Annotated in this window: 15 protein-coding genes; 12 read left to right on the forward strand and 3 right to left on the reverse strand. The window is 70.4% G+C overall.

Features of this window, described 5'->3' with window-relative positions; translation table 11 throughout:
- The first annotated feature begins 252 nt into the window (after nucleotides 1-252).
- From OVA28_RS13400 to OVA28_RS13440, 9 genes are all read left to right on the forward strand, one after another.
- Nucleotides 253-1,017 carry a YebC/PmpR family DNA-binding transcriptional regulator gene (locus tag OVA28_RS13400; RefSeq protein WP_194660890.1) on the forward strand — a complete coding sequence of 255 codons (765 nt, stop codon included), beginning with the start codon at nucleotides 253-255 and terminating at the stop codon, nucleotides 1,015-1,017.
- A gap of 4 nt (nucleotides 1,018-1,021) precedes the next feature.
- Nucleotides 1,022-1,687 (forward strand): crossover junction endodeoxyribonuclease RuvC, encoded by a 666-nt coding sequence (gene ruvC / locus OVA28_RS13405; protein WP_194660889.1) that lies wholly within the window; start codon nucleotides 1,022-1,024, stop codon nucleotides 1,685-1,687.
- A complete protein-coding gene (ruvA, locus tag OVA28_RS13410; protein WP_268097323.1) occupies nucleotides 1,684-2,304 on the forward strand; it encodes a Holliday junction branch migration protein RuvA in 621 nt (206 codons plus the stop codon). The genes ruvC and ruvA overlap by 4 nt, the downstream gene beginning before the upstream one ends.
- Nucleotides 2,301-3,338, forward strand: coding sequence for a Holliday junction branch migration DNA helicase RuvB (gene ruvB / locus OVA28_RS13415; protein ID WP_194660887.1), 1,038 nt, complete (start codon nucleotides 2,301-2,303; stop codon nucleotides 3,336-3,338). The genes ruvA and ruvB overlap by 4 nt, the downstream gene beginning before the upstream one ends.
- Before the next feature lie 94 nt (nucleotides 3,339-3,432).
- Nucleotides 3,433-3,819 (forward strand): preprotein translocase subunit YajC, encoded by a 387-nt coding sequence (locus tag OVA28_RS13420; protein ID WP_071275425.1) that lies wholly within the window; start codon nucleotides 3,433-3,435, stop codon nucleotides 3,817-3,819.
- A 95-nt stretch (nucleotides 3,820-3,914) separates the two neighbouring features.
- Entirely contained in the window at nucleotides 3,915-5,651 is a 1,737-nt protein-coding gene (secD, locus tag OVA28_RS13425) for a protein translocase subunit SecD (RefSeq protein WP_268097324.1), read from the forward strand.
- The gene (gene secF, locus OVA28_RS13430) at nucleotides 5,651-6,664 is read left to right on the forward strand and encodes a protein translocase subunit SecF (RefSeq protein ID WP_194660884.1); all 1,014 of its coding nucleotides are present in this window, start codon (nucleotides 5,651-5,653) and stop codon (nucleotides 6,662-6,664) included. Before secD ends, secF begins: the two co-directional genes overlap by 1 nt.
- Nucleotides 6,665-6,669: 5 nt before the next feature.
- Nucleotides 6,670-7,020 (forward strand): rhodanese-like domain-containing protein, encoded by a 351-nt coding sequence (locus OVA28_RS13435; protein WP_268097325.1) that lies wholly within the window; start codon nucleotides 6,670-6,672, stop codon nucleotides 7,018-7,020.
- A gap of 45 nt (nucleotides 7,021-7,065) precedes the next feature.
- Nucleotides 7,066-9,402: a RelA/SpoT family protein gene (locus OVA28_RS13440; protein WP_228505189.1), complete on the forward strand. Its 2,337-nt coding sequence runs from the start codon at nucleotides 7,066-7,068 to the stop codon at nucleotides 9,400-9,402.
- Between the two features lie 27 nt (nucleotides 9,403-9,429).
- Here OVA28_RS13440 and OVA28_RS13445 read toward each other — a convergent pair whose 3' ends face one another.
- The 3 genes from OVA28_RS13445 to deoC all read right to left on the reverse strand — a co-directional run bounded on the left by OVA28_RS13445 (nucleotide 9,430) and on the right by deoC (nucleotide 12,062).
- Nucleotides 9,430-9,978 carry a hypothetical protein gene (locus OVA28_RS13445; RefSeq protein WP_268097326.1) on the reverse strand — a complete coding sequence of 183 codons (549 nt, stop codon included), beginning with the start codon at nucleotides 9,976-9,978 and terminating at the stop codon, nucleotides 9,430-9,432.
- A gap of 292 nt (nucleotides 9,979-10,270) precedes the next feature.
- Nucleotides 10,271-11,236, reverse strand: coding sequence for an ROK family protein (locus OVA28_RS13450; RefSeq protein ID WP_268097327.1), 966 nt, complete (start codon nucleotides 11,234-11,236; stop codon nucleotides 10,271-10,273).
- Between the two features lie 94 nt (nucleotides 11,237-11,330).
- The gene (gene deoC / locus OVA28_RS13455) at nucleotides 11,331-12,062 is read right to left on the reverse strand and encodes a deoxyribose-phosphate aldolase (RefSeq protein WP_268097328.1); all 732 of its coding nucleotides are present in this window, start codon (nucleotides 12,060-12,062) and stop codon (nucleotides 11,331-11,333) included.
- 43 nt (nucleotides 12,063-12,105) lie between these two features.
- On the opposite strand from deoC, the gene OVA28_RS13460 reads away from it, so the two are divergent.
- Genes OVA28_RS13460 through OVA28_RS13470 form a run of 3 tightly spaced genes read left to right on the forward strand, consistent with a single transcriptional unit; the run spans nucleotide 12,106 to nucleotide 14,716 of the window.
- The gene (locus OVA28_RS13460; RefSeq protein ID WP_194660880.1) at nucleotides 12,106-13,635 is read left to right on the forward strand and encodes an SDR family oxidoreductase; all 1,530 of its coding nucleotides are present in this window, start codon (nucleotides 12,106-12,108) and stop codon (nucleotides 13,633-13,635) included.
- The gene (locus OVA28_RS13465; RefSeq protein WP_194660879.1) at nucleotides 13,632-14,219 is read left to right on the forward strand and encodes a GDSL-type esterase/lipase family protein; all 588 of its coding nucleotides are present in this window, start codon (nucleotides 13,632-13,634) and stop codon (nucleotides 14,217-14,219) included. The genes OVA28_RS13460 and OVA28_RS13465 overlap by 4 nt, the downstream gene beginning before the upstream one ends.
- Nucleotides 14,219-14,716, forward strand: coding sequence for a DUF6804 family protein (locus OVA28_RS13470; RefSeq protein WP_194660878.1), 498 nt, complete (start codon nucleotides 14,219-14,221; stop codon nucleotides 14,714-14,716). The genes OVA28_RS13465 and OVA28_RS13470 overlap by 1 nt, the downstream gene beginning before the upstream one ends.
- Nucleotides 14,717-14,736: the final 20 nt, after the last annotated feature.

Raw genomic sequence — 14,736 nt, forward strand, 5'->3', positions numbered from 1 at the left:
ATGCGTGCCGCCGTGCCTGCTGAGCTGAACACCGGCGTTCCGGCGGGACACCGCCGGGATCCGCGGCGTCACACCCGAACACCGGTGTCGTGCCGCGCCTCCCTGACACGACACCGGTGTCCCGCCGTCCCGGGCGGTTCCCCACAGGCCGCCCAGGGTGAGCCCCTGTCCACAGGGCCTGCGTGCCGGGCGCACGCCGAGCCTCCCGGCCGGTAAACTGATCGGGACTTTCCGCACGACGCAAGGAGAACCGTGTCCGGGCATTCCAAGTGGGCGACCACCAAGCACAAGAAGGCCGTCATCGACGGCCGACGTGCGAAGTCGTTCGCCAAGCTCATCAAGAACATCGAGGTCGCCGCGAAGATGGGCGGTGCCGACCTGTCGGGCAACCCGACCCTGGTCGACGCCATCCAGAAGGCCAAGAAGACCTCGGTGCCGAACGACAACATCGACCGCGCCGTCAAGCGTGGTGCCGGCCTGACCGGTGAGTCGATCGAGTACACGACCATCATGTACGAGGGCTACGCCCCGAACGGCGTCGCGATGCTGATCGAGTGCCTGACGGACAACAAGAACCGCGCTGCTGCCGAGGTCCGCACCGCGATGTCGCGGAACGGCGGCACCATGGCCGACCCGGGCAGCGTCGCCTACAACTTCGCGCGCAAGGGCGTCATCTCCGTCACCAAGACCGACGGCCTGACCGAGGACGACGTCATGACGGCCGTGCTCGACGCCGGTGTCGAGGACGTCATCGACCAGGGCGGTGGCTTCGAGGTCATCACCGAAGCCAGCGACCTCGTCGCAGCACGCACCGCGCTGCAGGACGCCGGCATCGACTACGACTCCGCCGACGCCGAGTTCGTCCCCGGCCTCAAGGTCCCCGTCGACGCCGAGACCGCCCGCAAGGTGTTCCGGCTGATCGACGCGCTCGAGGACAGCGACGACGTGCAGAACGTCTACGCGAACTTCGACGTGCCCGCCGACGTCCAGGCCGAGCTCGACGAGGACGAGGACTGAGCCGGTGCTCCGCGTGCTCGGGGTGGACCCCGGGCTCACCCGCTGCGGTGTCGGGGTGGTCGAGGTCACCCCGGACCGTCGCGCCCGCCTGGTGCACGTCACGGTCGTGCGTACCCCGGCGGACATGGCGCTCGAACAGCGCCTGGTGCTGATCGCCTCGGGCATCGCGGAGCAGATCGAGGCCCACCACCCGGACGCCGTCGCCGTCGAGCGCGTCTTCGCGCAGGCGAACGTCCGCACGGTGATGGGGACCGCGCAGGCAGCCGGACTCGCCCTTCACGCAGCGGCCGTCCGCGGCATCCCGGTCGGCCTCCACACCCCGTCCGAGGTCAAGGCGGCCGTCACGGGCTACGGCAACGCCGACAAGCGGCAGGTGCAGGCGATGATCGCCCGCGTGCTCGGACTCGCAGAGGCTCCGAAGCCGGCCGACGCGGCCGACGCGCTCGCACTGGCCGTGTGCCATGCCTGGAGGCTCGGCGCGCCCGACGCGGTGAGCACCGGCACCGGGACCCTCACCCCGGCGCAGCGTGCGTGGCGGGACGCACAGGCCGGCACCACCGGCCGCAGTGCGGCGTCGCCGATCAGCCGCGCCACCTCACCGCTCCAGCGTGCCGAGGCCGCAGCGCGGCGCGCGTCGTCGTCGGCCGCTGCCCCTAGGCTCGGGGCATGATCGCGAGTCTCCGGGGAACCTGCATCGACATCGCCGGTTCGAGCGTCGTGGTCGAGTGCGCGGGGGTCGGCTACCTCGTCACCGTCACGCCGGCGCACGCGCTGACGCTCCGCCACGGGGCAGAGGTCTTCCTGCGCACCGCGATGATCGTCAGGGAGGACGAGCACCTGCTCTTCGGCTTCGAGTCCACGGACGCCCTCCGCGTGTTCGACCTGCTGCGCAGCGTGTCCGGCGTGGGACCGAAGTCGGCGCTCGGCGTCCTCGGGCAGATGGACCCGGCGCAGATCGCGAACGCCGTGGCGAAGGACGACGACGGCGCGTTCCGCAAGGTGTCCGGCATCGGGCCCAAGACCGCCAAGCTCATCATCGTCGCGCTCTCGGGCAAGCTCGTCGCGTTCGAGACGTCCACCGCCCCCACCGGCGCCCGTGGCGGGGTCGCGCACCCGGCATCGGAGGACGTCGTCACCGCGCTCGTCGGGCTCGGCTGGCGTGAGGACACCGCTCGCACTGCCGTTGACGACACGATCGCCACCGAGCCCGGCGTGGCGGCGATGGGCACCCAGGCGCTCCTCCGTGCAGCGCTCGGTGCCCTCCGGCCCACCGGGGCCGCTCGATGAGCGGCGGCATCACCGCGGCCGACGCCCAGTCACCCGAGGAACTCGCCTTCGAGGGCGCCCTCCGACCGAAGTCCCTGGCTGAGTTCGTCGGGCAGCGCAAGGTCCGCGGGCAGCTCGACCTGCTGCTCAAGGCCGCGGCGATGCAGGACCGCACGCCGGACCACATCCTGATGGCGGGTCCTCCCGGCCTCGGCAAGACCACCCTCGCGATGATCGTCGCCCACGAGTCCGGACGACCGCTCCGGATGTCGAGCGGGCCCGCGATCCAGCACGCCGGCGACCTCGCCGCGGTGCTCTCGTCCCTGATGCCGGGCGAGGTCCTGTTCATCGACGAGATCCACCGCATGGCGCGTTCGGCGGAGGAGATGCTCTACCTGGCGATGGAGGACTTCCGCATCGACGTCATGGTGGGCAAGGGCGCCGGGGCGACGAGCATCCCGCTCGACCTCGCGCCGTTCACCCTCGTCGGTGCCACCACCCGTGCCGGGCTGCTGCCGAACCCGCTGCGGGACCGCTTCGGCTTCACCGCGCACCTCGAGTTCTACGAGCGCGACGAGCTCGAGCAGGTCCTCATCCGTGCAGCACACCTGCTCGGCCTCGACTTCGACCGCTTCGCCCTGCGCGAGATCGCCGGTCGGTCGCGTGGGACACCGCGCATCGCGAACCGTCTGCTGCGCCGTGTCCGCGACTACGAGCTCGTGCACGCCACCGGGGACGGCATGGCCGCGGTGCAGGGCGCGCTCGAGCTGTACGACGTGGACGAGTTCGGCCTCGACCGCCTCGACCGTGCCGTGCTCGAGACCATGCTGACCCGCTTCGACGGGGGACCGGTCGGGTTGAACACCCTCGCCGTCTCCGTGGGCGAGGAGTCCGAGACCATCGAGTCCGTCGTGGAGCCCTTCCTCGTCCGGATCGGGCTCGTCACCAGGACGCCACGCGGGCGCATCGCGACCCCGTCGGCCTGGCGTCACCTCGGTCTCACGCCCGGACAGCCGGGCGCCTCGGCCCTCCCGGGGCTGTTCGACGACGAGTAGTCCCGGCCCGTCAACCGGCCGCGACGCCAGCCACAGCCCGGTGCCCTAGACTGCTACGGCCCGAAACCGAAATACCAGAGAAGGCAATGCAACCATGGGTCAAGAAGTCATCCTCATCGTCATCGTCGTGGCGTTCGCGGCCTTCATGTTCTACAACAGCCGCAAGCGCAAGAAGCAGCAGGGCGAGCTCGCCACCAAGATGGTGCCGGGTGCTCGCGTGATGCTGTCCTTCGGCCTGTACGGCACGCTGCTCTCCGTCGACGACGAGAAGGTCACCGCCGACGTCGAGATCGCTCCCGGAACCGTCGTCACCGTGCACCGTCAGACGCTGTCCCGCGTCGTCGACGACACCGCCTCGGACATCGAGACGACGACCACCACCGACGACGAGCCGAAGCACGTCACCGAACTCAACGGTGAGCCGATCTACGGCGAGCGTGCGGACGACGCCGAGCAGGCGAAGCGCAAGACCGAGGACTGAACCCCTCGGGCACCGGGACACGACCGTGACCCGGTGGCGACACTCTTCCGTCGGCGCACACCGCCGACGGTCCTGACAGAAAGACGAGACGACCGGTGGCACGATCGACACCCGTCAAGAAGGCGCTGCGCTCGCTCACCTGGTTGGTGATCCTGATCGCGATCCTCGCCGGCCTGAACACGGCCGCGTCGATCCTCGCGGCCACCAGCAAGGACGACACGGGCAAGTGGTACGAGGGCGCGAGCTGGGTCCCCGAGCTCGCCCTCGACCTGCAGGGCGGCACACAGCTGACCCTGGCGGCGCAGAACACCGAGGGTGGATCCGTCACCTCGCAGCAGCTGCAGCAGGCGGTGAACATCATCCGCCAGCGCATCGACGCCACCGGTGTCTCGGAGTCCGAGATCAACACCCAGGGCGCCAACAACATCGTGGTCTCGATCCCGGGCAAGCCGGACCAGCAGACGATCCAGCGCATCGAAGCGGCAGCCAAGCTGACGTTCCGCCCGGTGCTCTACACCGAGGCCGCAGCGAACACCTCGGTCGGCGGGGACTCCGGGTCGAGCGCATCGCCGACGCCGTACTCGCCGCCCGCGTCCCTCGCGGCCACGCCGAGCACGAAGCCGTCGAACGCGAGCGACCTCGCGTGGGTGACGCCGAAGCTGCAGGACCTCTTCACGAACTACAACTGCAAGGCCCCTGACGACGTCACGACGGCGCCGGACGACGAGCCGCTCGTCACCTGCGACGCCGACGGTGCCGGCAAGTACATCCTCGGCCCGGTCGAGGTCTCCGGTGCGGACATCTCGAACGCCACCTCGGGCCTCGCCACGAGCTCACAGGGCACCACCACGGGCGAGTGGGCCGTCAACCTGACGTTCAACGGCGCCGGCACCAAGGACTTCCGCACGGTGACCAACCGTCTCGTGTCGCTCCAGCAGCCGCAGAACCAGTTCGCGATCGTCCTCGACGGCAACGTGATCACCGCGCCGACGACGAACGTCGCGATCACGAACGGCAAGGCGCAGATCAGCGGCAACTTCACGTCGGAGTCCGCCAAGACCCTGGCTGACCAGCTCAAGTACGGTGCGCTGCCGATCAACTTCCAGGTGCAGTCGAACGAGAACATCTCGGCGACGCTCGGCACCGCACAGCTCATCGGTGGCCTCGTCGCCGGGCTGATCGGTCTGATCCTGGTGATCATCTACTCGGTGATCCAGTACCGGGCCCTCGCGTTCGTGACGGTCCTGTCCCTCGGTGTGGCCGCCGCCCTGACGTACCTGGTCATCGCGATCATGTCCTGGCGCGTCGACTACCGCCTGTCGCTGGCGGGTGTCGCCGGTCTGATCGTGGCGATCGGCATCACGGCGGACTCCTTCATCGTGTACTTCGAGCGCATCCGCGACGAACTGCGCGACGGACGGGCCCTCGAGGGTGCCGTCGAGTCGGGGTGGAAGCGAGCCTTCCGGACGATCATCGCGTCCGACTCGATCAACTTCCTCGCCGCGATCGTGCTCTACGTCCTCGCGGTCAGCGACGTGAAGGGCTTCGCGTTCACGCTGCTCCTCACGACGCTCATCGACATCGTGGTCGTGATCCTCTTCACCCACCCGATGCTCCAGCTCATCTCCCGCCGTCGCTTCTTCAACGAGGGGCACCGGTTCTCCGGGCTCGACCCGGCGGCCCTCGGCGCGGTCTACCGCGGTCGCGCACAGTTCCGCGCGCCGGTCGTGGACGGCAAGCGGCAGCGCAGTGCCGGTGAGGCACAGCGACGACAGACCATCGCGGAGCGCAAGGCCGGCAACGGCGGCGCTCCGAACGGGAAGGACAGCTGATGGCGAGCTTCAGCAAGTTCGGCAACGACCTCTACACCGGCAAGCGGTCGTACGACATCGTCGGCCGCCGCCGCACCTGGTACCTCATCGCCGTCGTGGCGATCGTGGTCTCCCTGGCGGTGCCGTGGCTCCGCGGGGGCTACCAGCTCGGCATCGAGTTCACCGGCGGGTCCGAGTTCACGATCTCCGACGTCAAGTCGGTCGACCAGAACCTCGCGACGAACGCCGTCGAGGACATCGTGTCCGACGAGATCCCGCGCGTCTCGCAGCTCGGGACGCACGGCATCCGCGTGCAGACCGGCCAGCTGACCGACCGGGAGACCACCGAGGTCCAGTCGGCACTGGCGAAGGCGTACGACGTCGACGAGTCCGAGGTCGCCTCGACGTTCATCGGTGCGACGTGGGGTGCCGACGTCCTCGCGCAGGCCATCCGCGGCCTGGTGATCTTCCTCGCCCTGGCCGCCGTGTTCATGGCGCTCTACTTCCGCACCTGGAAGATGTCGCTGTCCGCCATGGTGGCGCTGCTCCACGACCTGCTCATCACGGCCGGCGTGTACGGCATCGTGGGGCTCGAGGTCACGCCCGCGGCGGTGATCGGCTTCCTGACGATCCTCGGGTACTCCCTGTACGACACCGTGGTGGTGTTCGACAAGGTCCGCGAGAACACCGCGATGGAGTCGCACCGCACCTTCGTGCAGTCGGTCAACCTCGCGGTCAACCAGACGCTCGTCCGCTCGATCAACACCTCGATCGTGGCGCTCCTCCCGGTCGCGGCGATCCTGTTCATCGGGTCGTACATCCTCGGCGCCGGAACGCTGCGCGACATCTCCCTCGCCCTGTTCATCGGCATCATCGTCGGCACGTACTCGACGATCTTCATCGCCTCGCCGATGTACGCGCACCTGCGCGAGAACGAGCCGAAGATCAAGCAGGCGGACGCCAAGAAGGAAGCCGCGAACGCCAAGCGGCGGGCCGAAGTCGGCGTGCCGGCAGACGCAGCGGCCGAGGCCTGATCGCCGTGCAGGAGATCACCGTCGAGGACGCCCTCGCCCGCATCGAGTCCGGCTCCCGCCTGTACGACGTCCGCGAACCGGGGGAGTGGGCCGAGGTCCACGCCCCGCAGGCGACCCTCGTGCCGATGTCCGAGTTCACGGAACGGTGGAGCGAGATCCAACCGACCGACGAGCCCGCGATCATCGTCTGTCACTCGGGGATGCGTTCCGCCCGTGTGGTCGCCGCGCTCGAACAGGCGGGCGTGCCGGCGGTCAACCTCGCCGGCGGCATGGTCGCCTGGGAGTCGGCGGGTGCCCCGGTCGTCCGCGACGACGCCGACTCCGCAGCCTCCGGCGAACACGGTCACGGGCACTGACCCGACGCGCGTAGTGTTGTCGGATCAGGTCCTGGGAGGCGCAGCATGACGGACATCCGTGAATCCTCGAAGCAGGACGACTCCGCGCCCAGCCGCCCGGGATCGCCCTCCGAGCCGACCAGTCCGCCACTCGGCCCCAACACCACGGGCAACCTCGGATCGCTCCGGTCCCTGCTCCCGCGGCTCTTCTCGCGCGCACAGCCCGCCGGAGCCGTCGACACCCTGATCCGCACCGTCCGGTCGCACCACCCCAAGGGCGACGTCACGCTCATCGAGCGGGCGTACTCCGTCGCCGAGCGGGCGCACGACGGCCAGAAGCGCAAGTCCGGTGAGCCGTACATCACGCACCCGGTGGCCGTGGCGCAGATCCTCGCCGACCTCGGCATCGGCCCGATCACCATCGCGGCGGCGCTCCTCCACGACACCGTCGAGGACACCGACTACCAGCTCGACCAGCTCCGACAGGACTTCGGCGACGAGATCGCCATGCTCGTCGACGGCGTCACGAAGCTCGACAAGGTCAAGTACGGCGACAGCGCCCAGGCCGAGACCGTCCGCAAGATGGTCATCGCGATGTCGAAGGACATCCGCGTGCTCGTCATCAAGCTCGCCGACCGCCTGCACAACGCCCGGACGTGGGGCTTCGTCGAGTCCACCTCGGCGACGCGCAAGGCCAAGGAGACGCTCGAGATCTACGCGCCGCTCGCGCACCGTCTCGGCATCCAGATGATCAAGCTCGAGCTCGAGGACCTGTCGTTCGCGGTCCTGCACCCGAAGCTCTACGTCGAGATCGACAGCCTCGTCAAGGAACGCCAGCCCAAGCGCGAGCAGTTCGTCCAGAACGTCATCGGCACGCTGAAGAAGGACCTCAAGGCCGCGAAGGTCCGCGGCGACGTGATGGGCCGACCGAAGCAGTACTACTCGATCTACCAGAAGATGATCGTGCGCGGTCGTGAGTTCGACGAGATCTACGACCTGGTCGGCATCCGCGTCCTCGTGCCGACCGTGCGCGACTGCTACGCCATGCTCGGCTCGGTGCACGCGCGATGGACCCCGCTGCCCGGGCGGTTCAAGGACTACATCGCGACGCCGAAGTTCAACCTGTACCAGTCGCTGCACACCAGCGTGCTCGGTCCGCAGGGGCGTCCGGTCGAGATCCAGATCCGGACGCACGAGATGCACCAGCGCGCCGAGTTCGGTGTCGCCGCGCACTGGAAGTACAAGCAGCGCGCTGCCGGTCGCGACGTCGACACGTCGAGCGCCACCGACCAGGACATGGCCTGGCTCGCGCACATCACCGACTGGCAGGCGGAGACCAGCGACCCGGGCGAGTTCCTCGACTCGCTCCGCTACGAGATCGGCGCCAAGGAGACCTACGTCTTCACGCCGCAGGGCAAGGTCATCGGTCTCCCCGCCGGCGCCACCCCCGTCGACTTCGCCTACGCCGTGCACACCGAGATCGGGCACCGGACCATGGGTGCGAAGGTCAACGGACGCCTCGTCCCGCTCGAGAGCTCGCTGTCGAGTGGCGACGTCGTCGAGATCTTCACGTCGAAGAACCCCGACTCCGGACCGAGCCAGGACTGGTTGACCTTCGTACGCAGCCCGCGGGCCCGCAACAAGATCAAGCAGTGGTTCACCAAGGAGCGCCGCGAAGAGGCGATCGAGCAGGGCCGCGACGCCATCGCCCGCGCCATGCGCAAACAGAACCTCCCGCTGCAGCGCATCATGAGCCAGGACTCGATCTCCGAGGTCGCCTCGGCGATGCGGTACGACGACGTGTCCGCGCTCTACGCCGCCATCGGGGAGGGCCACGTCTCGACGCAGTCCGTCATCGAGAAGGTCCTCGCCGGCGTCCAGTCGGAGACCGAGACCGACGAGCCCGAACTCGCCTTCCCCCGCCAGGTCACGAGCCGGCAGCTCCGCAACAGCGACAGCGGCGTGCTCGTCCGCGGTGCGCCGGACATCCTCGTCAAGCTCGCGAAGTGCTGCACCCCCGTGCCCGGCGACCAGATCGTCGGCTTCATCACCCGCGGCCAGGGCGTCTCCGTGCACCAGGCGACCTGCACCAACGTGAAGTCGCTCATGAACGAGCCCGACCGGATGATCGAGGTCGAGTGGGCCCCGTCGTCGAAGTCGGTGTTCCTCGTCCAGATCCAGATCGAGGCGCTCGACCGCTCCGGCCTGCTCAGCGACGTCACCCGCGTGCTGACGGACCACCACGTCAACATCCTGTCCGCGACGGTCTCGACGTCCTCGGACCGACTGGCACTCTCGCGGTTCGTGTTCGAGATGGGCGACACCACGCACCTGGACCGCGTGCTCAACGCCGTCCGACGCATCGACGCCGTCTACGACGTCTACCGCGTCAGCGCCGGCTGAGCATCGTCCGACCGGGCGGGATCGACTTCATGTCGGTCTGAGCAGCTCCGCGAGGCGCCGCTCGGCCTGTCGCACCATGGGCACGGTCCCCAGCAGCTCCAAGCGGTGCCGCAGGGCCGGCGGCTCGACCGCACCGATGGCGATGAGCCCCGCGACCGAATCGGCGGACGCATCCCAGGCCGTTTGTCCGTGCACCCGGAGCAGGTCGAGGGCGGCTCGGACCGGGGTCGTCACAGCGACGCCGCCCGGGTGGACGAGGTCCTCGGCGGTGATCGCGACCTCTCGGATCCGTTCCCCGCCCCGTCGGTGGATGCGCTGGCCGGCCCGGACGCAGGCGTCGTGGGGGAGCGGCGGTCGTGAGCGGGCGCCCCAGATCCACGTTGCCGTCCGACCCGCGGCGATGACCCTCGCGTCGCCGGTGCTCCACGCGAACGACGCCGCTCGCAGGCCTGCGTCCTGCGGTTCCGCGATGGAGGCCCAGCACGCGCCGACCTCGACCAGCTCGCCCGCCAGTGTGGCGGCCCGCAGTTCTGCCGCTGGCCAGTCGTCCGTGGTCAGCAGGCGCGAGGAGGGCACCCGCACATCCTGCCCCACCCACCACGACGACCGGGCACGCTGTGGACAGCGCCCCACCGGCACCCCAGCGCCGCAGACCGGATCCGAGCCTCCCGACCGGTCACGACACCCCGCGGCGGTCCGTCGACTGGTCACGGTCCGTCGTCGCCGGAGCCGCGCAGCGACGTCTTGCGACCGCTCGGTGGACCTGAGCGGGGTGTCGTGACCACTCGGCCGCGCCGAGCCGATCCGCACGACGCGCACCGCGCGAGCCGAGCCACCAGGCACGACGCCCCACGGGCCTCCCGGCGGCTCAGCGCAGGACGTGCGCCCGGTGCACGAGCGCGGCTGCTCCGATGAGGGGGCCGTCCTGCGACAACCCCGTCGGCACGATCTTCACCTTCGTGACGAAGCCGAACTCGACGCGCTCCGCGACGGCCTGTCGCGCGTACTCGAACAGGTCGGGCGTGACGTGGGAGAACCCGCCGCCGATCGCCACGACCTCGAGGTCGACGAGCGACGTGGCGGCGGCGATGGCCTGGCCGAGCGCCCGGCCGCTGCGCTTGACGGCGGCGACCGCGATCGCGTCCCCGGCGGCGTACGCCGCCGACAGGTCCTCGCCGGTCTCCCCGGTGAAGCCCTGGCGCCGCGCCCAGGCGACGGTCTTCGGGCCGCTGGCCACGGCCTCCAGGCAGCCGGTGCCGCCACAGGCGCACGGGTCGTCGAACCCACCGCACTCGACGTGGCCGATGTGGCCGGCGTTGCCGGTCGGCCCGCGGACGGTGCGGCCGTGCAGGATCAGGCCGCCGCCGACGCCGGTGGACACGATCATGCCCATCACGTGGTCGTGGCCCTGCGCCGCACCGAGCCAGTGCTCGGCGAGCGTGATGGCCAGGCCGTCCATCCGGAGCACGACTGGCGTGCCGGCGGGGACGTGGGCAGCGACGCGGTCGCGGAGGGGGTACCCGCGCCAGACGGGCATGTTGAGTGGTGAGACGCGACCGTTCACCTCGTCGACGGGTCCGGCGGAGCCGATGCCGACCCCGGCCAGCGCAGCGCCTTCGGGCAGAGCGCCGAGGGCGTTCGTGACGGCCTCGTCGACGGCGGCCTGGAGCTCGTCCGAGGTCCGCTGCGGCCCGGTGGGGCTGCGGAAGCGGCTGCCGGGCAGGACCACGCCCTGCTCGGTGACCAGCGCGGCCTCGACCTTGGTGCCGCCCAGGTCGACGGCGAGGGCCAGCGACCCGCTCAGGTCGTCGGTGGCGGGTGCGGGGTTCGACATGGGCGCTCCGATGCGTCTTCTCTGGAGGCTCGGAGCGGCTCCTCGACGCGGCGTCACGTCGGGCGCGCACCGGCTCGGTGCTGGTGGGTACGGGTCAGTAGGAGGTGGTGTCGTCGCCGACACCGGAGGCAGCACCGGTCGCGACGCGGTGCGCGACCTCGTCCAGGATGCGGGCCGAGGCACTCGTGCCGATCCGGTCGGCGCCGGCGTGCACCATGTCGACGAGGGTGTCGAGCCCGCGGACACCGCCAGAGGCCTTCACACCGGTGTCGGCACCGACCGTCTGGCGCATCAGAGCTATGTGCTCGGTCGTGGCCCCGCCGCCGGCGAACCCGGTCGACGTCTTCACGAACGCGGCACCACCGGCGACGGCGGCACGGCTGGCGGCGACGATCTCGTCGTCGGTCAGGAACGCGGTCTCGAGGATGACCTTCACGACGGTGTCCCCGGCGGCGTCGACCACTGCGCGGACGTCCTGCTCGACGCGCTGCCAGTCCCCGGACTTCGCAGCGCCGATGTTCTGCACCATGTCGAGCTCGAAGGCACCGTCGGCCAGGGCCTGCAGCGACTCGGCGACCTTGGTGGAAGTCGTCGTGGTGCCGTGCGGGAAGCCGATCACTGTGCCGACGCCCACGCCGGTGCCCTGCAGCCGCTCGACCGCGTGCTGGACGTCGCTCGGGCGGACGCACACGCTGAACACGCGGTGGGTCGCAGCTTCGTCGAGCTGCGCGTCGACGTCGGCGCGGGTGAGCTCCGGCTTCAGGATCGCGTGGTCGATGAGCCGACGGACGGCGTCGGCGGTGACGGAGAAGGGTGCGTTGTCCACCGGGCAAGCCTAGCCTCAAGGGGCAGCGCGTACCGTGCCAGGCATGCGCGTCCTCGTCACCGGGGCCACCGGCTACATCGGCGGTCGTCTCGTCCCACACCTCCTCGACGCCGGACACTCGGTCCGCGTCCTCGCCCGCACCCCGCAGAAGCTCGACGACGTCCCCTGGCACGACCGGGTCGACGTCGTGCAGGGCGACCTGCAGGACGCCGACGCCGTCCGCACCGCCGTCGACGGCGTCGAGGCGGTCTACTACCTCGCCCACGCGATGGGTGCCGACGGCGACTTCGAGGAGGCCGAGCGGGTCGCCGCCCAGACGATGGCCGACGCGGCGAAGGCCGCCGGCGTCCGCCGCTTCGTGTACCTCGGCGGGCTGCACCCCGACGGTGAGCTGTCGAAGCACCTCCGCAGCCGGAAAGAGGTCGGGGACATCCTGCTGGGGTCCGGCGTCCCGACGATCGCCTACCAGGCCGGCGTCGTCATCGGCTCCGGCAGCACGTCCTTCGAGATGATCCGCCACGTCACGGACGTCCTGCCCTGGATGCCCGCGCCGCGGTGGGTGCGCAACCGCATCCAGCCGATCGCCGTCCGCGACGTCCTCTACTACCTCGTCAAGGCGCTCGAGATCCCGGCCGACGTCAACCGCACGTTCGACATCGGCGGTCCCGACGTCCTGCGGTACGGCCAGATGCTGAACGGCTACGCGGTCGAGGCCAAGCTCCCGCAGCGCCCCATCAGCCCGCTGCCCGTGATGACGCCGGGCCTCGCCGCGCACTGGTTCAACGCGGTGACCCCGATCCCGCGCAAGCTCGCGACGCCGATCATCGAGTCGCTGCAGTTCGAGTGCGTGCAGCGTGAACACGACATCGACGACGTGGTGCCCCGCCCCGAGGGCGGCCTCACCTCGTACCGGCGTTCCGTGCGGCTCGCGCTGCGGAAGATGCGCGCCGGCGAGGTCACGACCAGCTGGCGCAACGCCACCCTGACCGGCACCGCGGACCCGCTGCCCAGCGACCCGGACTGGGCGGGGCACACCGTCTACGTGGACGACCGCAACCGGCACTCGTCCGCACCGCCCGAGGCCGTGTGGAGCGTCGTCGAGTCCATCGGCGGCGAGAACGGCTGGTACTCCTTCCCGCTCGCCTGGGTCGCCCGCGGCTGGATGGACAAGGTCCTCGGCGGCGTCGGCCTGAACCGCGGGCGTCGCGACCCCAAGCGGCTCGAGCAGGGCGATGCGCTCGACTGGTGGCGTGTCGAGCGGCTCGACCGCGGGCACTACCTGCGGCTGCGCGCCGAGTTCAAGTCGCCCGGACGCGCCTGGCTCGAGATGACGGTCACCCCGACCGACGACGGTGGCTGCGACTACCACCAGCGCGCGATCTACTTCCCGCAGGGCCTGGCCGGACGCCTGTACTGGTACGGCATCCTGCCCTTCCACGGGGTGATCTTCCCGGGCATGGTCGAGCGCATCACCGCCCGAGCCGAGCGGGAGGCCCACCGCACGGACTCGACGCAGACCAACCGGACCGAGCAGAATGGGTCCCGCGCGCCGTCGCACGAGGAGGCATCATGACCGAGAACGACCGAGAACTGGTCCTGTTCCTGGGGGACAGCATCACCGAGGGCGGCTCCTGGGACCAGCGGCTGCCCGACGAACGCACCCTGAACCAGGGCATCGGTGGGGACACCACCGACGGCGTCCTGGCCCGGATCGACTCCGTGGTCGCGGCGGCCCCCGACGTGATCGTGCTGCTCATCGGCACGAACGACTTCGGCAACCACCGCAAGAGCGCCGAGCACGTCGTCCGCAACGTCGAGACGATCCTCGTCACGCTCCGTCGCGAGCTGCCGGGCGTCCGCCTGCTGCTCGTGTCGATCCTGCCGCGACAGGCCGACCACACGCCGCGCATCGAAGAGGCGAACCGGCACCTGCGGCAGTTCGTCGCCACGTGCCACGCGCAGTACCTCGACGCCTGGCCCGCCCTGGCCGACGGCGACCACCTGTCGGACAAGTACACCGACGACGGCCTGCACCTCAACGACGAGGGCTACCGCGCCTACGTCGACGAGCTCGTGCCGGCCCTCGAGCGGCTCCGCGGCCTGCCGCCCATGTCCCGCTCGATGACCGCGATCGAAGTGGACGAGGCCTCGGCCTGATGGCGGCGCGGAAGGGACGGCCCGCAGTGGGGTCGTCGCTCGGCTCGACGCGCGGGTCCTCGTTCGGGACCGGCGCGACCAGGGATGGTGCGGCCGGCCCCGGTGCCGATCGCGCCGGAACCGGCGGCCGCGCTGGCGGCGGTGGTCGAGCCTCCCGTCCCGTCCCGGACTTCACCCGGCCGGCACTGGCACCCGGCCTGATCGCCGCGATCGTCCTGCTCGCCTGCGTGGCGTTCCTCGACGCTCCGGCGTTCGTCGCCGTGCGCTGGGGGATCACGGTCCTCGCGCTGATCATCCTGGTGTTCGCGCTCCGCGGCCGTGCCTGGTGGGCCCTCGTGGTGACCGCCGCGATCGCCGTCTGCTGGAACCCGCTCGTCACCGTGCCCATCCCGGGACAGCTGTGGGCGGCGCTCCAGATCGTCGCCGCGGCGCTGTTCGTGGTGATGGGCCTGGCGGTCAAGGTGCCCCGAACCACGGAGACACCGGCCGCCCGGTAGGATCGCTGGGGTCGGGTGCA

The organism is Curtobacterium sp. SL109 (assembly GCF_026672405.1).
Taxonomy (GTDB): Bacteria; Actinomycetota; Actinomycetes; order Actinomycetales; family Microbacteriaceae; genus Curtobacterium.